The organism is Pantoea sp. Ep11b, assembly GCF_040783975.1.
Taxonomy (GTDB): domain Bacteria; phylum Pseudomonadota; class Gammaproteobacteria; order Enterobacterales; family Enterobacteriaceae; genus Pantoea.
Window position 1 is genome coordinate 2,124,887 of the sequence record NZ_CP160631.1, and the last position, 17,139, is coordinate 2,142,025.

General features: G+C 56.4%; 14 protein-coding genes and 3 tRNA genes. 9 read left to right on the forward strand and 8 right to left on the reverse strand.

The features are described from left to right. Positions 1–221: 221 nt before the first annotated feature. On the reverse strand, positions 222–1,337 hold the full coding sequence (gene ydiK / locus AB1748_RS10100; RefSeq protein ID WP_293770268.1) for an AI-2E family transporter YdiK: 1,116 nt from the start codon (positions 1,335–1,337) through the stop codon (positions 222–224). A 207-nt stretch (positions 1,338–1,544) separates the two neighbouring features. Between ydiK and AB1748_RS10105 the strand changes: the two genes are divergently transcribed. Beyond that, entirely contained in the window at positions 1,545–4,598 is a 3,054-nt protein-coding gene (locus AB1748_RS10105) for an FAD-binding and (Fe-S)-binding domain-containing protein (protein WP_367395444.1), read from the forward strand. A 33-nt stretch (positions 4,599–4,631) separates the two neighbouring features. Here AB1748_RS10105 and AB1748_RS10110 read toward each other — a convergent pair whose 3' ends face one another. Beyond that, positions 4,632–5,072, reverse strand: coding sequence for a hypothetical protein (locus tag AB1748_RS10110; protein ID WP_293769842.1), 441 nt, complete (start codon positions 5,070–5,072; stop codon positions 4,632–4,634). Positions 5,073–5,424: 352 nt separating this feature from the next. Here AB1748_RS10110 and sufA point away from each other — a divergent pair, with 352 nt between their 5' ends. Genes sufA through AB1748_RS10145 form a run of 7 tightly spaced genes read left to right on the forward strand, consistent with a single transcriptional unit; the run spans position 5,425 to position 12,087 of the window. Continuing rightward, a complete protein-coding gene (gene sufA, locus AB1748_RS10115) occupies positions 5,425–5,799 on the forward strand; it encodes a Fe-S cluster assembly scaffold SufA (protein ID WP_111139079.1) in 375 nt (124 codons plus the stop codon). A gap of 7 nt (positions 5,800–5,806) precedes the next feature. Beyond that, positions 5,807–7,300, forward strand: coding sequence for a Fe-S cluster assembly protein SufB (gene sufB / locus AB1748_RS10120; protein WP_111139078.1), 1,494 nt, complete (start codon positions 5,807–5,809; stop codon positions 7,298–7,300). Positions 7,301–7,342: 42 nt separating this feature from the next. After that, positions 7,343–8,089 (forward strand): Fe-S cluster assembly ATPase SufC, encoded by a 747-nt coding sequence (sufC, locus tag AB1748_RS10125; RefSeq protein WP_111139077.1) that lies wholly within the window; start codon positions 7,343–7,345, stop codon positions 8,087–8,089. Further along, positions 8,064–9,344: a Fe-S cluster assembly protein SufD gene (gene sufD, locus AB1748_RS10130; protein WP_111139076.1), complete on the forward strand. Its 1,281-nt coding sequence runs from the start codon at positions 8,064–8,066 to the stop codon at positions 9,342–9,344. Before sufC ends, sufD begins: the two co-directional genes overlap by 26 nt. Beyond that, a complete protein-coding gene (gene sufS / locus AB1748_RS10135; protein WP_111139109.1) occupies positions 9,344–10,567 on the forward strand; it encodes a cysteine desulfurase SufS in 1,224 nt (407 codons plus the stop codon). Before sufD ends, sufS begins: the two co-directional genes overlap by 1 nt. Positions 10,568–10,588: 21 nt before the next feature. Beyond that, positions 10,589–11,005, forward strand: coding sequence for a cysteine desulfuration protein SufE (gene sufE, locus AB1748_RS10140; protein ID WP_111139075.1), 417 nt, complete (start codon positions 10,589–10,591; stop codon positions 11,003–11,005). Between the two features lie 56 nt (positions 11,006–11,061). Further along, positions 11,062–12,087 carry a L,D-transpeptidase family protein gene (locus AB1748_RS10145; protein ID WP_367395445.1) on the forward strand — a complete coding sequence of 342 codons (1,026 nt, stop codon included), beginning with the start codon at positions 11,062–11,064 and terminating at the stop codon, positions 12,085–12,087. An 80-nt stretch (positions 12,088–12,167) separates the two neighbouring features. Here AB1748_RS10145 and AB1748_RS10150 read toward each other — a convergent pair whose 3' ends face one another. The 6 genes from AB1748_RS10150 to AB1748_RS10175 form a co-directional block, all read right to left on the reverse strand. Then, positions 12,168–12,404: a major outer membrane lipoprotein gene (locus AB1748_RS10150; protein WP_003853216.1), complete on the reverse strand. Its 237-nt coding sequence runs from the start codon at positions 12,402–12,404 to the stop codon at positions 12,168–12,170. A gap of 303 nt (positions 12,405–12,707) precedes the next feature. Next, positions 12,708–14,120, reverse strand: coding sequence for a pyruvate kinase PykF (gene pykF / locus AB1748_RS10155; RefSeq protein WP_111139073.1), 1,413 nt, complete (start codon positions 14,118–14,120; stop codon positions 12,708–12,710). Between the two features lie 344 nt (positions 14,121–14,464). Next, positions 14,465–14,541 (reverse strand) — tRNA-Val (locus AB1748_RS10160). An 11-nt stretch (positions 14,542–14,552) separates the two neighbouring features. Then, positions 14,553–14,629: transfer RNA gene (locus AB1748_RS10165), tRNA-Val, on the reverse strand. 3 nt (positions 14,630–14,632) lie between these two features. Next, a tRNA-Val gene (locus AB1748_RS10170) sits at positions 14,633–14,709 on the reverse strand. 154 nt (positions 14,710–14,863) lie between these two features. After that, positions 14,864–16,237: an MATE family efflux transporter gene (locus AB1748_RS10175; protein WP_367395446.1), complete on the reverse strand. Its 1,374-nt coding sequence runs from the start codon at positions 16,235–16,237 to the stop codon at positions 14,864–14,866. Between the two features lie 205 nt (positions 16,238–16,442). Between AB1748_RS10175 and AB1748_RS10180 the strand changes: the two genes are divergently transcribed. After that, complete coding sequence (locus AB1748_RS10180; RefSeq protein WP_111139071.1) at positions 16,443–17,102, forward strand: riboflavin synthase subunit alpha; 660 nt, start codon at positions 16,443–16,445, stop codon at positions 17,100–17,102. Positions 17,103–17,139 lie beyond the last annotated feature (37 nt).

The window sequence follows — 17,139 nt, forward strand, 5'->3', positions numbered from 1 at the left end:
TTTTGTCACCTTTACTGCGCCATTTGGCTTAAGAAACAGTGCAGAAAATAATCTTTTTTGGCCTGAAATGGTCGATTTCAGCTCAGGAATGGCTTTTTTCTTAAAAATCGCTAATGAAAATCATCCTTTATCAGACAGGCGGGATGCAGTGCGGCTAATCATCATTAACCGCACTAATCATTACATCGGGCAGGGATGTTATGGCGGGTAAGCGCGACGGATCACACGGCGGGCGGGGTTCCTTCATGATCGGCCAGGGCTTCCGCCACCGCCTGCGGGTCGTTATCCGGTGCCGGGGCCTCATGCACCCAGACCGAAACCAGACGGTAAGAAACCGCCAGCACCACCGGCCCGATAAACAGACCAATCATGCCAAAGGCAAAGAGTCCACCAATAACACCAGAGAGGATCAGGATCATCGGCAGGTCGGCACCCATCCGGATCAGCATCGGGCGCAGAACATTATCCAGCGTGCCGACGACGCAGCTCCAGACCAGCAGCACCGTTCCCCAGGTGGTATCACCGCTCCAGTAGAGGTAGATGATGGCCGGAACCAGCACCAGCAGCGGCCCGATCTGCACCAGGCAGCACAGGATCATCAGCACCGTCAGCAGCGTAGCGTAGGGGATGCCGGAGAGCGCCAGACCGATCCCTCCCAGCACGCCCTGCACCAGTGCCGTTACCACTACGCCCAGCGCCACGGCGCGAATGGACTGTGCTGCCAGCAGTACGGCGGCATCACCGCGTCGTCCCGCCATGCGGAAAGCAAAGTGACGGATACCCTGAGCCGCCTGCTCGCCACGCCAGTAGAGCAGCACACTGAACAGCAGCATCACGCCCAGATGGATCATAAACCGCCCGAAATGGCCAGCCTGTGCGACAAAGAAGCCGGTCGTGCGGCCGATATAGGGCTGAATCTTGGCCATCACGCCCGCACCACCGCTCGCCACCAGCTTGTCATAACTGGCGTAGAGCTTCTCACCGACCATCGGCACATCGTTAAGCCACAGCAGCTGCGGCATCGTATGTCCCTGCGTCACCCAGGCAATCACCGGCGCGCTGTTGTCGATCAGACTGCTGACCAGCAGGGCGATAGGAATAATAAACAGCAGCAGTAACAGCAGCGTCATCACAATGACCGCCAGGGAGCGGCGGCCCCATAGCAGTCGCTGAAATTTTAACATCAGCGGCCAGGTGGCAATCACCACCATACTGGCCCACGCAAAGCCCAGAATAAAGGGCTGTACCACCCATAAACAGGCGACAATCAGCAGCAGAATAAACATCAGAGTGAAGAGTATTTGCGGTAAATCCATATCCCGGTACTGGCTTTTCATCATTGACTCATAACCTCGTCTTAATCCTTCATTTTCAGGCATTCGGATACCTGTTTTTATCATGATCTATTTACCGGGGATTAAACAGCATCGCGGAAAAGGTTTTTGGCTTTTCTGAAAAAACGGCAGAGGCAGAAAAAATATGATAAAACGGGAAATCGCTAACGCATAAACGCAAACGTTTACAACACCTTCGGTCAGACAATCATGATCCCACAGATTTCGCAGGCACCGGGCCTCGTTCAACTGGTGCTGACGTTCCTTGAGTCGCTGAAAGAGCAGGGTTTCACCGGCGACATGGCGACCAGCTATGCCGATCGTCTCTCACTCTCCACCGATAACAGTATCTACCAGTTGCTGCCCGATGCAGCCCTGTTCCCACGCTCAACGGCGGATGTGGCGCTGCTGGCCCGTGTGGCTGGCGAAGCCCGTTTTGCCAGCCTGGTGTTTACGCCGCGTGGCGGTGGCACCGGCACCAACGGCCAGTCGCTGAATCAGGGCATTGTGGTGGACATGTCGCGTTACATGAACCGCATCCTGGAGATCAACACCGATGAAGGCTGGGTGCGGGTCGAGGCCGGTGTAGTCAAAGATCAGCTGAATGCCTGGCTGAAGCCTTTCGGCTTCTTCTTTTCACCAGAGCTATCGACCAGTAACCGGGCGACACTGGGCGGCATGATCAACACTGATGCGTCGGGTCAGGGATCGTTGGTCTACGGCAAAACCTCGGATCATGTACTGGGTCTGCGCGCCGTGCTGCTGGGGGGGGACATTCTCGATACCCGGCCGATGGCGACCGCCCTGGCTGAAACCCTGGCGCAGACGGCCACGCCCGAAGGGCGGATTTACCAGCAGGTTCTGACGCGCTGCCGCGAACAGCGCGCGCTGATTCTGGAAAAGTTTCCCAGGCTGAATCGGTTCCTTACCGGCTATGACCTGCGTCACGTCTTCAGCGATGATATGCAGACCTTTGACCTGACCCGCCTGCTGTGTGGGGCAGAGGGAACCCTGGCGTTTGTGACGGAAGCGCGGCTTGATATCACCCCGTTGCCGAAGGTGCGGCGACTGGTCAACATCAAGTATGACTCGTTTGACTCTGCGCTGCGCAATGCCCCTTTCATGGTGGAGGCACAGGCGCTGTCGGTTGAAACCGTCGACTCGAAAGTGCTGAACCTGGCGCGTGAAGATATCGTCTGGCATTCGGTACGCGAACTGATCGCCGACGTGCCCGATAAAGAGATGCTGGGCCTGAACATCGTGGAGTTCGCCGGTGATAACGCTGCGCTGATCGATCAGCAGATCGACAGGCTCTGTACCCGTCTGGATACGTTGATGGCGCAGCAGCAGGGCGGCGTGATTGGCTATCAGCTCTGCAACGATCTGACGGGCATTGAACGCATCTATAACATGCGGAAAAAAGCGGTGGGTCTGCTGGGGAACGCCCGAGGCCGGGCGAAGCCGATTCCGTTTGTAGAGGATACGGCGGTGCCGCCGGAGAAGCTGGCGGACTACATCGTGGAGTTTCGCGCACTGCTCGACAGCCACGGCCTGAGCTATGGTATGTTCGGCCATGTCGATGCCGGGGTTCTGCATGTGCGTCCGGCGCTGGATATGTGCGACCCGCAGCAGGAGATGATGATGAAGCAGATCTCCGATGAGGTGGTGGCGCTGACCGCGCGTTACGGCGGTCTGCTCTGGGGCGAACACGGCAAAGGGTTCCGGGCCCAGTACAGTCCGGCCTTCTTTGGCGAGACGCTGTTTAACGAGCTGCGGCGCATTAAAGCCGCCTTCGATCCACTTAATCGCCTCAATCCGGGCAAAATCTGCACGCCGATTGAGAGCCATGACGAAATGATGCAGGTCGATGCGGTGACGCGCGGAAGCTATGATCGGCAGATCCCGTTAACGGTGCGGGATGAGTGGCGCGGCGCGATGGAGTGTAACGGCAACGGCTTGTGCTTTAACTTCGATGCCCGTAGTCCGATGTGCCCCTCCATGAAGATTACCCGCAATCGCATTCACTCGCCGAAAGGCCGGGCAACGCTGATGCGCGAGTGGCTGCGGCTGCTGGCCGGGCAGGGTGTCGATCCGCTGCTGCTGGAGAAGCAGTTGCCGGAAAGTCGGCTCTCCCTGCGCGCACTCATCGCCCGGACCCGCAACAGCTGGCACGCCAGAAAAGGGGAATATGATTTCTCTCACGAGGTAAAAGAGGCGATGTCGGGCTGCCTGGCCTGCAAAGCCTGTTCAACCCAGTGCCCGATTAAGATTGACGTGCCTGCGTTCCGCTCGCGCTTCTTACAGCTCTATCACACCCGCTACCTGCGACCGGCCAGCGATCACCTGGTCGCCGCCGTAGAGAGCTATGCGCCCCTGATGGCGAAAGCGCCGGGGGTGTTTAACTTCTTCCTGCGCCAGCCGTGGCTCAAAGAGTTGAGTAAGACGCATATCGGCATGGTCGATCTGCCGCTGCTCTCTGCGCCGAACCTGAAGCAGCAGCTGAGTGGCCATCCCGCCATGAACATGACGCTGGAGCAGCTGGAGGCGATGCCAGCGGGCGAACGGGCCGGTTATGTGCTGGTGGTGCAGGATCCCTTCACCAGCTTCTACGAGGCGCAGCTGGTGAACGATTTTGTCCGGCTGATTGAAAAGCTCGGCTACCGTCCGGTCCTGCTGCCGTTTTCACCCAACGGCAAGGCGCAACATGTGAAGGGCTTCCTGCAACGGTTTGCCCGCACCGCGACCCGCACCGCCGATTTTCTTAACCGGGTGGCTAAACTGGGGCTGCCGATGGTTGGCGTCGATCCGGCCACCGTGCTCTGCTATCGCGATGAGTATCGCCAGACGCTGGGTGAGGCGCGCGGCGATTTTACGGTGCTGCTGGTGCATGAATGGCTGCAGCGTGCGCTGGCCGACCGCGAGGTGCAGACGACCAGCGGCGAGCCCTGGTATCTGTTTGCCCACTGTACCGAGGTCACTGCACTGCCGTCGACGCCCGATCAGTGGCAGGCCATCTTCGCCCGCTTTGGCGCGAAGCTGGAAAATATCAACGTGGGTTGCTGCGGTATGGCCGGCACCTACGGTCATGAAACAGAGAACCTGGAAAACTCGCTGGGCATCTATGCGCTTTCGTGGCATCCGCAGCTTCAGCGCCTGCCCCGCCAGCGCTGTCTGGCCACCGGTTACTCCTGCCGCAGTCAGGTCAGCCGCGTGGAAGGCAACGGCATGCGCCATCCGCTTCAGGCCCTGTTGGCGCTGATGTAAAAAAATTGTGCGCGACGTCACGCAGTGGCTGGATTAGAATGTTCCGCCTGCGTGACGGACAAAGTCACTCTGAAGCTCGGTCGCTTTGTGCCACTCGCCGGTGAGCGCCAGCTGATGGCAGAGGCGGGTCAGGGAGAGTCGCGCCAGTTGCCAGGCCTGAAGGCGAAACAGGCGATCGCGCCCCGGGTTTCCTATCTCCTGAACCAGACGATGATGCAGTTTACCCAGCGTGTGCAGGTAGCTCTGATCGTCACCGTTCAACTGGCAGAGTTCTGCCATATCCTGACAGGCATCGTTAAACTGACGCAGCTGATGGATTGAGCAGTCGGCCCGATCAAGCTTTGCCTGCGCCATATAAAAGTCGACGGAGATATCCCGCAGCGAGAAGTGATATTCCTCGATCTGATGGTGCAGCCAGGCGGAGACAGAAAGCATAGTGATGTCGCCCTGAATGTTAATGATAATAATTATCATATTCATCCAGGCCGGGATTGCAATTGGCACCGAGAAAAATTTATCGATTTATCCTGCCTGTCGGTATAATCGGGAATAACAATCTATTTACATCGCAGAAAGGCGTAACCTATCAATAAGGATTTTTTGCAAAAGTGTTTTTTTTAAAAAGAGTGATTTATTAACAGGTTAGCACTGGCTTATTGCGGCTGATTCTCCTGCCACAGGGTGGGCGGAAGCAGCTATGCTTAATATTCAGGCGAATAAAACAGCACAAGATGATTATCCCTGCAAAACAAGAGGTTGAAGTGATTGGTCAGATCACTACCATAGGGGGATAGCCTGAAAAGGTCCTGACTCAAGAGGTATCAACATGGCATCCGTTAATACAGACTCTTTCTCACCCGACGACTTTGTCTGGAAAGGGCTGACGCTGACTGAAACCGCAGCGCAACAAATTCTCAATCTGGCGGCTCAGGACCCTGATGTCAAGGGTCTGCGGCTGAGCGTAAAACAATCCGGCTGTGCCGGCTTTGGCTACGTGATGGATTTAGTGAAAGAACCCGTCGAAGACGATCTGCAGTTCTCATTCCACGGCGCAACGCTGTTTGTGCCGCTTCAGGCGATGCCATTCGTTGATGGCACCGAGCTGGACTACGTTCGCGAAGGCCTGAATCAGATTTTTAAATTCAATAACCCTAAAGCTCAGCACGCCTGCGGGTGCGGTGAGAGCTTTGGCGTCGAGTAAGTGAAATATGTCACGACACAGCGAAGCATCTGACGATGTACAAATCTGGGAAGGCAAGCTCAACTACAAAGAGGGCTTCTTCACCCAACTGCAGACCGAAGAATTTGCCAACGGCATCAATGAAGATGTGGTGCGGGCGATCTCGGCCAAGCGTAACGAGCCAGAGTGGATGCTGGAGTTTCGTCTTAAGGCGTTTCATGCCTGGCTGGAAATGGAAGAGCCACACTGGCTGAAAGCGCACTACGAAAAACTCGACTACCAGGATTACAGTTACTACTCCGCGCCTTCCTGCGGCAACTGTGATGACACCTGCGCCTCCGAGCCGGGTGTCACCCAGGCCTCCGGCAGTGCGCCCGCCAGCGACTATCTGACGCAGGAAGTGGAAAACGCCTTTAACCAGCTGGGTGTCCCGGTTCGTGAAGGGCGCGAAGTGGCTGTTGACGCCATCTTCGACTCCGTTTCGGTCGCCACCACCTATCGCGGCAAGCTGGCGGAGCAGGGGATCATCTTCTGTTCATTCGGCGAGGCGATTCAGGAGCATCCTGAGCTGGTGAAGCAGTATCTCGGCACGGTCGTCCCGGCCAACGATAACTTCTTCGCGGCGCTGAACTCGGCGGTGGCCTCTGACGGCACCTTCGTCTACATCCCGAAAGGGGTGCGTTGCCCGATGGAGCTGTCGACCTATTTCCGCATCAACGCGGCGAAAACCGGTCAGTTCGAGCGTACCATCCTGATCGCCGATGAAGACAGCTACGTCAGCTACATCGAAGGCTGTTCAGCCCCGGTGCGTGACTCCTATCAGCTGCACGCCGCCGTGGTGGAAGTGATCATCCACAAAAATGCCGAAGTGAAATATTCGACCGTTCAGAACTGGTTCCCGGGCGGCGAGGGCGAGGGCGGTATCCTTAACTTCGTGACCAAGCGCGCGCTGTGTGAAGGTGACCACAGCAAGATGTCCTGGACGCAGTCTGAAACCGGCTCCGCCATCACCTGGAAATACCCGAGCTGTATTCTGCGCGGCGATCATTCGGTTGGCGAATTCTACTCCGTGGCGCTGACCAGCGGTCGTCAGCAGGCCGATACCGGCACCAAGATGATCCACATCGGGAAAAACACCCGTTCGACCATCATCTCCAAAGGGATCTCGGCGGGTAAAAGCCAGAACACCTATCGTGGTCTGGTAAAAATCATGCCGAGCGCCACCAACGCCCGTAACTTTACGCAGTGTGACTCGATGCTGATCGGTCCCGATTGCGGCGCCCATACCTTCCCGTATGTGGAGACCCGCAATAATACCGCCCAGCTTGAGCACGAAGCCACGACATCCCGTATCGGCGAAGATCAGATGTTCTACTGTCTGCAACGCGGTATCAGTGAAGAAGATGCGATCTCGATGATCGTGAACGGCTTCTGTAAAGACGTCTTCTCGGAACTGCCACTGGAATTTGCCGTGGAAGCCCAGAAATTGTTAGCTATCAGCCTTGAGCACAGTGTGGGCTGATGCCGTCACACGCCTTGCCGGAAGCAATGTGAAGGAATAAGTATGTTAAGCATTAAAGATTTACAGGTCAGTGTTGAAGATAAAGCCATTCTGCGTGGCCTGAATCTCGAAATTAAACCGGGCGAAGTCCATGCCATCATGGGTCCGAACGGTTCAGGTAAGAGTACGCTCTCCGCGACGCTGGCCGGCCGTGAAGATTATGAAATCACCGGCGGCTCCGTGACGTTCAAGGGCAAAGATCTGCTGGAGCTGGCACCTGAAGAGCGTGCCGGTGAAGGGGTCTTTATGGCCTTCCAGTATCCGGTCGAAATTCCGGGCGTCAGCAATCAGTTCTTCCTGCAGACCTCCGTCAATGCGGTGCGTAAATATCGTCAGCAGGATGAGCTGGATCGCTTCGACTTCCAGGACTTCATCGAAGAGAAAATTCAGCTGCTGAAGATGCCGGAAGATCTGCTGACCCGCTCCGTCAACGTCGGCTTCTCCGGCGGTGAGAAGAAGCGTAACGACATTCTGCAGATGGCGGCGCTGGAGCCGGATCTCTGCATCCTGGATGAAACCGACTCCGGTCTGGATATCGATGCGCTGAAAATCGTTGCCAACGGCGTCAACAGCCTGCGTGACGAGAAGCGTGCCTTCATCATCGTGACCCACTACCAGCGTATTCTGGACTACATCAAGCCAGACTTCGTTCATGTTCTGTATCAGGGCAAAATCGTGAAATCTGGCGACTTCTCGCTGGTGAAACAGCTGGAGGAGCAAGGTTATGGCTGGCTTACCGACGAAGAGTGATTCTGCGCTGCAACAGTGGCATCACCTGTTTGAGTCGCGCGGCGACAAACGCTCTCTGCAGGCTCAGCAGCACTGGCAGCAACTGATGCGCGTGGGTCTGCCGACCCGCAAGCATGAAAACTGGAAATACACGCCGCTGGATACGCTGCTGTCTCAGCAGTTTGTACTGCCTGATGCGCCGCAGACCCTGAGCGCGGAACAGGTTGACGCGCTGGCGTTGCCGCTGGACGCGATCCGACTGGTCTTCGTGGATGGCCAGTTCCAGCCCGACTTCAGCAGCCGCGACAGCGAACTGTTTGAGATCCAGCACAGTGCTGCGGCGGCGCGCCATCCGCTGCCTGCTGCGGTTCAGCCTGAAGTGTTCCTGCATCTGACCGAGAGCCTGGCGGAAGAGGTCACGACCCTGCGCCTGGCGCGCGGCAAATCCGCGGCACGTCCGCTCTACCTGCTGCATATCACCAGCGGCAAGCCGGACAGCATGAACACGGTGCACTATCGCCATCATCTGCAGCTGGAAGAGAGCGCCGAAGCGGAAGTGATCGAGCACTATGTGTCGCTGGGTGAACATGCTCACTTCACCGGGGCACGCTTCACCTTTGCGGTGGGCGACAATGCGAAGCTGACGCACACCAAGCTGGCCTTCGAAGGCAGCAGCAGCTATCACTTCGCGCACAACGATCTGGTGATTGGCAACGACGGTCAGGTCAGCAGCACCAGCTTCCTGCTGGGTGCCGGTCTGTCACGTCACAACAGCAGCACACAACTGAACGGCGAAAACAGCACGCTGGCTATCAATAGCCTGGTGCTGCCGGTGAAACAGGAAGTGGCGGATACCCGTACCTACCTGGAGCACAACAAAGGCCACTGTGTCAGCCGTCAGATGCACAAAACCATCGTGCGCGACAAAGGGCGTGCGGTGTTCAACGGCCATATCAAAGTGGCACAGCATGCGCTGAAGACCGACGGACAGATGACCAACAACAACCTGTTGCTGGGCAAGCTTTCTGAAGTGGACACCAAACCGCAGCTGGAAATCTACGCGGATGACGTGAAGTGCAGTCACGGTGCCACCATCGGTCGTATTGACGACGAGCAGATGTTCTACCTGCGTTCACGCGGAATTGAGCAGGATGCGGCGCAGACCATGATTATCCACGCGTTTGCCGCGGAGCTGACCGAAACCCTGGAAGATGAGGTGATCCGTCAGGCCGTGCTGCAGCGTATCGCGCAACGTTTTCCCGGAGGCGACGTATGATGAACTTCGATCTCGAACGCATCAGGGCTGATTTTCCTATCCTGAAGCGTGAGGTCAACGGTCATCCGCTGGCCTATCTTGACAGTGCGGCCAGCGCACAGCGTCCACTCGCCGTGATAAACGCCGAGAGTCATTTCTATCAGCACGGCTACGCGGCCGTGCATCGTGGTATCCATACGCTGAGCCAGCAGGCGACCAGCGACATGGAGAACGTGCGCGACCAGGCTGCCCGTTTTATCAATGCCGCCTCGCAGGAAGAGATTGTTTTCGTCAAGGGCACCACCGAAGGTATCAATCTGGTGGCGAACACCTGGGGCAGCAGCAACCTCCAGGCGGGCGATAACCTGATCATCACTGAGATGGAGCATCACGCCAACATCGTGCCGTGGCAGATGCTGGCGGCGCGCAACGGTGCCGAGGTGCGTGTCCTGCCGCTGAACAACAACGGTGAACTGGCGCTGGAGCAGCTGGCGGGGCTGATCGACAGCCGCACCCGGTTACTGGCCGTGACGCATGTTTCTAACGTGCTGGGCACCGTTAACCCGGTCAAAGCGATCGTCGCGCAGGCAAAAGCCGCTGGCGTGGTCACGCTGGTGGATGGCGCACAGGCGGTGATGCACGACCGGGTGGATGTGCAGGATATCGGCTGCGACTTCTACGTCTTCTCCAGCCACAAGCTCTATGGCCCGAATGGGGTCGGCATTCTCTACGGCCGCAAGGCGCTGCTGGATGAGATGCCACCGTGGGAAGGGGGCGGCTCGATGATCGATCGCGTCATGCTGCCAACCGGCACCAGCTGGAACAGCGCACCGTGGCGTTTTGAAGCGGGCACGCCCAACACCGGCGGCATTATCGGCTTTGGCGCGGCGATGGCCTATGTGCAGGCACTGGGACTGGATACGATCCATCAGCGTGAAACCGCATTGATGAACTATGCGCTGGATAAGCTGGGCACGGTCCCGGATATTCAGATCTACGGTCCTCAGTCACGCGCAGGCGTCATCGCCTTTAACCTTGGCAAACATCACGCCTATGATGTCGGCAGTTTTCTGGACCAGTATGGCATCGCCATCCGCACCGGACACCACTGCGCGATGCCGCTGATGCAGCATTACAACGTGCCAGCCATGTGTCGTGCCTCCTTCACCTTCTACAACAGTGAAGAAGAAGTGGATCGTCTGGCTGCCGGTCTGACGCGCATTCATCGTCTGCTGGGCGGCTGAACAGTTTTAACGGAGTAACCGATGGCGAATTTGCCTGACAAAGAGAAACTGGTTCGTAACTTTAATCGTTGCGCCAACTGGGAAGAGAAGTATCTCTACATCATTGAGCTGGGCTCGAAGCTCCCGGAATCGTCTGAAACCTTACACCAGCCGGAGAATGTGATTTCAGGCTGTCAGAGTCAGGTGTGGATCCGCATGACGCCGCAGGCGGATGGTTCCATCGCGTTTGAAGGCGACAGCGATGCCGCTATCGTTAAGGGACTGATTGCTATCGTTTTCAGTCTCTATCAGAACCTGCCGCCCGCCGAGATTCTGGCGCTGGATGTCCGCCACTGGTTTGGCGAACTGGCGCTGATGCAGCACCTGACGCCCACCCGGTCGCAGGGGCTGGAGGCGATGATTCGGTCTATTCGCCATACCGCTCAGAACCTTAGCTAAGTTACACTCCACAGACGCCATCCGGCGTCTGTTTTTTTATCTGACGAGAACATTGCATGAAACCTGCTTTACGTTTAGCCGGTGCATTGCTGCTGACCTGTTTTGGGCTCTCTGCACCCGCCTTTGCCACGGAATATCCGCTGCCGCCGCCTGACAGTCGCCTGATTGGCGAAAACGTCCTGACCCAGGTTCCCGATGACAAACAACCCCTGGAAGCCATTGCCGCACGCTATCAGGTCGGCCTGCTGGGGATGCTGGAGGCCAATCCGGGCACCGATCCCTGGTTGCCCAGAGCGGGCACGCAGTTGACGGTGCCGCTCCAGATGATCCTGCCGGATACGCCGCGTGAAGGCATCGTGGTGAATCTGGCCGAGCTGCGTCTCTACTACTACCCCAAAGGCGAAGACAAGGTCATCGTCTATCCGATCGGGATTGGTCAGCTGGGTGCGGCTACGCCCGTGATGGTGACACAGATCAGTCAGAAGATCCCCAACCCGACCTGGACGCCTACGGCTAATATCCGCAAGCGTTACGCGAAAGAGGGCATTACCCTGCCTGGCGTCGTCCCGGCCGGCCCGGATAACCCGATGGGGCAGTTTGCGATGCGTCTGGCGCGTGGCACCGGGCAGTATCTGATCCACGGCACCAATGCGAAGTTTGGTATCGGGATGCGCGTCAGCTCAGGCTGCATCCGCCTGCGTTCAGAGGATATTGAGGCGCTGTTTAATGCCGTGCCGAAAGGAACCCGGGTACAGATCATCAATCAGCCGGTGAAGTATGCGGTAGAGCCGGATGGCAAACGCTACGTGGAAGTGCATCAGCCACTCTCACGCAATGACAAAGACGATCCGCAGACCATGCCACTTGCGCTCAGTGCTGACATGAAGCGGTTTATGAAAAGCGATAAGAGTGACAGCGCGCTGATTAAAGCCAGTCTGGCAAGACGCTCAGGAATGCCGGTGCTGGTCAGCAGCGGTGAGCCGGTAGAGAGTGATACCGTGCCGCCTGCGAGCCTGCAGGATGCCGCACAAGAGGCGGAGAAGCCGGTTTCAGAGACAGACGCGAAAACAGCTCAGCCCTGACACGAGGCGTGCCCGCGAGGGCACGACATTCAGGGCAAAAAAAATGGCGCCATAAAGGCGCCATTTTTAAACCAGAACTCTTACTTACGGTAAGAGTGAGCCTGGTTGTCCAGACGCTGGTTAGCGCGAGCTGCGTCGTCTTTAGCAGCCTGAACGTCTGAACGCACTGCGTTCACGTCGTTGCTCAGCTGGTCAACTTTAGCGTTCAGAGTCTGAACGTCTGAAGACAGCTGGTCGATTTTAGCGTTGCTTGAGCAACCAGCCAGCATAGTTGAAGCCAGAACTACCGCGCCCAGTACCAGTTTAGTACGATTCATTATTTATACCCTCTAGATTGAGTTAATCTCCATGTAGCGTTACAAGTATTACACAAAGTTTTTTAGGTTGAGAATAAATTTTTGATGAGAACATGCTTAAATTTGATCGTTCGCTCAAAGAAGCAGCGAATCCCAGAACATGATAAAAAAATTTAGCGAAAACAGAGAGATTTAATCGGATTAACCTTAATATTAAGAGTATTTGAATAGTTATTTTCTATTGGAATTTTCCGGCATCTGGTTTAAGAAGAAATAAAAAAAGCGCCCGTTTAAGGCGCTTTAAAATAAAAACTAAGTCAGGATTTACAGGACGTGTACTGAGGCGGTGTTGGTAGTTCCGCTTGGTACTAATGCACCTGAAACCAGTACCACGACGTCACCTTTCTGACCGTAGCCGCTTTCCAGCGCCGCTTCTTTACCCAGACGATAGAAATCATCGGTAGAGGCGATTTCAGTCACCAGGCGGGTTTCGATCCCTTTGCTCAGGATCAGCTGACGCGCCGTAGTCTGGTTAGTGGTCAGCGCCAGGATGGTGGCGTTCGGGAAATATTTACGTACAGCCTTCGCAGACTTGCCACCTTCGGTTGCGACCACAATCAGCGGCGCTTCCAGTTTTTCAGCGGTTTCCACGGCACCACGGCAGACGGCTTCGGTAATACGCAGTTTGCGGGTGTCGTTCTCACTGTCGATGCGGGACTTCATCACGCGGTCGGTACGTTCACAGATGGTCGCCATGATGGTGACCGACTCCAGCGGATAACGGCCTTTGGCGCTCTCGCCTGACAGCATAACCGCATCGGTTCCGTCGAGGATGGCGTTGGCTACGTCACCGGCTTCTGCACGGGTAGGGCGCGGGTTTTTGATCATGGAGTCCAGCATCTGAGTGGCCGTGATGACCACTTTGCGGGCTTTATTACATTTTTTAATCATCATCTTCTGCGCGAAGATGACTTCTTCAACCGGGATCTCAACACCCAGGTCGCCACGCGCAACCATGATGCCGTCTGAGGCTTCGAGGATTTCGTCGAAGTTGTTCAGGCCTTCCTGGTTTTCGATTTTAGAGATGATCTGGATGTGCTCGCCACCGTGCTGTTTCAGGTGTTCGCGGATTTCCAGTACGTCTGAACGTTTACGGATAAAGGAGGCGGCGACGAAGTCCACGCCCTGCTCGCAACCGAAAATCAGGTCGCGCTTATCTTTTTCTGCCAGCGCAGGCAGCTGGATAGAGACGCCTGGCAGGTTGACGCCTTTGTTTTCGCCCAGATCGCCATTGTTCAGGACTTTACAGACCACGGTATTCTCGGTGACTTCGGTCACTTCCATGCCGATCAGGCCATCGTCGACCAGCACGGTGTTACCGATTTTCAGGTCAGCGGTGAAGCCCGGGTAGGTGACAGCAACGCGCTCGTTGTTACCAATCACGCTCTGGTCGGTGGTAAAGGTGAAGGTCTGACCCGCTTTCAGAGACGCATCGTTGCCGCCTTCCAGTTTCATGGTGCGGATTTCAGGACCTTTGGTATCCAGCAGAATCGCGGCCTGACGGCCGGTTTTCTGCATCACGGCACGCATATTTGAAATGCGCTGGCCATGCTCAGCATAGTCACCGTGAGAGAAGTTAAGACGCATAACGTTCATGCCAGCTTCAAGCAGCTGAGTCAGCATCTCTTCGGATTCGGTTTTCGGGCCGATTGTACAAACGATTTTAGTCTTTTTCATGACGGATTATCTGTAAGTTGTGATGGATGAATAAGGGCGGAATCCGATGGCAGCGCATCGAAGTGAAAATTCTGATTGAGACTGAAATGGGCAGTACTGAGTAAGAATAGGTGACGAAGGCCAGGCGTGCAGGGAAGTTGTGCGGTTACGGTTGGTAACCACCACGCTGTTGTTGCGCAAATCATTTGAGTTATCGCAGTAAGCACGTGATCGCTGAAACCTTTCAAGTAAGCAACGCGGGACAGTATAGACGCTAAGTATGCGAAAACCAATCAAAAAGCAGAGGAGGTAAACGATGCAGATCAATAAAAGGGACGTTGCGCAAGCTGAGGAATGTCTGAAAGTGGTGCGCTCTAATGGACTCGAACCATCGACCCCCACCATGTCAAGGTGGTGCTCTAACCAACTGAGCTAAGAGCGCATTCTGAATATTGGTGCGTCCGAGTGGACTCGAACCACCGACCCCCACCATGTCAAGGTGGTGCTCTAACCAACTGAGCTACGGACGCACTTGGTGCGCTCTAATGGACTCGAACCATCGACCCCCACCATGTCAAGGTGGTGCTCTAACCAACTGAGCTAAGAGCGCAACATGCTGTCAGGGCGACAGCGGGGACGAATATTAACGGCAGCGTGTAAGGCTGGCAAGGGGAAAATCGCATTTTCGCCACGACTGCGCAGCAACTGTGCTAACCGTCGGTTTTTTGGGCATTGCGGGCCAGTGCTGGCCCGCATTCTGACGATTATCGCGCCGCACGCGCAAGGATAACCTCGGCAGGCGACTGCTGTAACCGTCTGATGCGCCAGAGCATCATCACCGCAGCCGAGGTCAGACCGATAATAAAGCCGCACCAGAAGCCCGCAGGTCCCATGCGCGGCACCAGCCAGTCGGTCAGCGCCAGCAGGTAGCCCGCGGGCAGCCCCAGCAGCCAGTAAGCGATAAAGGTAATAAAGAAGATCGACCGCGTATCTTTATAACCGCGCAGGATGCCGCTGCCGATCACCTGTATCGAATCGGAGAACTGATAAATGGCTGCCAGCAGCATCAGCTGAGCGGCCAGCGTCACCACTTCCGGATTGTCGTTGTAGAGCAGGGCAATCTGATGGCGGAACGTCACGGTAAACAGGGCCGTCAGCGCCGCCATGCTGATCCCCACGCCCTGCGCGGTCCAGGCCGCCACCCGCGCCTGCTCGGTGGAGCCCTGGCCCAGACGATAGCCCACGCGAATGGTGGTCGCGACACCCAGCGACAGCGGCAGGACAAACATCAGCGAACTGAAGTTCAGTGCAATCTGGTGGCCCGCCACGTTCACGATACCCAGCGGTGAAACCAGCAGGGCGACGACCGCAAACAGCGTGACTTCGAAAAAGAGCGCCAGCGCCACCGGCAATCCCAGCGCGACCAGGCGGCTCAGGATCACCCGGGACGGCGGCGACCAGCGGCTCGCCATACGAATGTCGCGCATACTGCCCATCCGGCGCATCCAGAATCGCATACAGATAAACATCACCCAGTAGACCGTGGCGGTTGCGACACCGCAGCCGACGCCACCCAGCGCAGGCATCCCGAAATGGCCATAGATAAAGATATAGTTCAGCGGGATGTTGAACATCAGCCCCAGGAAACCCAGCACCATACCGGGCTTGGTTTTCGACAGCCCTTCGCACTGATTACGCAGCACCTGAAAGAAGAGGTAACCCGGCGCACCGAACAGCAGGGCATGCAGATAGCCTTCGGCCTTCAGCGCCAGCTGCGGATCGATATCATGCATCGCCCGGATCAGATATCCGGCGTGCCACAGCAGCAGCATCGTCAGCAGGGAGACGAAAAAGGCCAGCCAGTAACCCTGGCGGATCTGTTCAGCGATGCGTTCGCGGCGGCCTGAGCCGTTGAGTTGCGCAACGGTGGGCGTCAATGCAAGCAGAAGACCATGACCAAACAGGATGGCCGGGAGCCAGACAGAGGTGCCGACAGCAACGGCGGCCATATCCGTGGCGCTGACTGCGCCGGCCATAATGGTATCCACAAAGCCCATCGCGGTCTGAGCCACCTGAGCCAGGATGACAGGAATCGCAAGGGCCAGCAATTGACGCGCTTCTGTTAAATACTTCTGCACGTTTACACCTGACGAGTTAAATAAAGTAAAAAGGGCAGAGATGCCCGGAGAATTGCGCGAGTAAGTGTAACTGGCGCAACCGTATTCGCCAATCTTTGTCACAGGATGCGTTTTCTCCCCGGTGAGGGCGGGTGCACACGGGCTGAAATCTAACAGCGGAGCTGAGCTGTGATAAACTGGCCCAAACTTCGCAGAGGCAAAGACTATGTTTACCGGTATTGTACAGGGCACCGCTGAAATTGTGTCCATTGAAGAGAAAGAGCTGTTTCGTACCCATACTGTCCGCCTGCCGGAAGAACTCCTGCCGGGGCTGGCGCTGGGCGCCTCCGTGGCGCATAACGGCTGTTGCCTGACCGTGACGGCCATCGATGGCGACCTTGTCAGTTTCGATCTGATTAAAGAGACGCTGCGGGTCACTAACCTTGGCGATCTGCGTCAGGGCGACGTGGTCAACATTGAGCGTGCCGCGAAGTTCGGTGATGAAATCGGCGGCCATCTGATGTCGGGTCATATTATGACCACGGCTGAAATCTGCAAGATTATTCAGTCAGAACATAACCGCGAAGTCTGGTTTAAAATCCAGGATCCGCTGCAGATGAAATATATCCTGCACAAAGGGTTTGTCGGCATTGATGGCATCAGCCTGACGGTCGGCGACGTCACCAGAACCAGATTCTGTGTTTATCTGATCCCGGAAACGCTGGAACGCACCACGCTGGGCGCGAAAACCTTTGGTCAGCGGGTGAATATTGAGATCGATCCGCACACCCAGGCGATAGTGGAGACCGTTGAGCGCGTCTTAGCCCAGCGCGATGCCGAAGCGGCGATGAAAGTGCTGACCGGCCAGCCTGCCGACGAGAGCTGATCGAAGGCGCGTCAGCGCCTCAAGAGCGGGTGAGGCG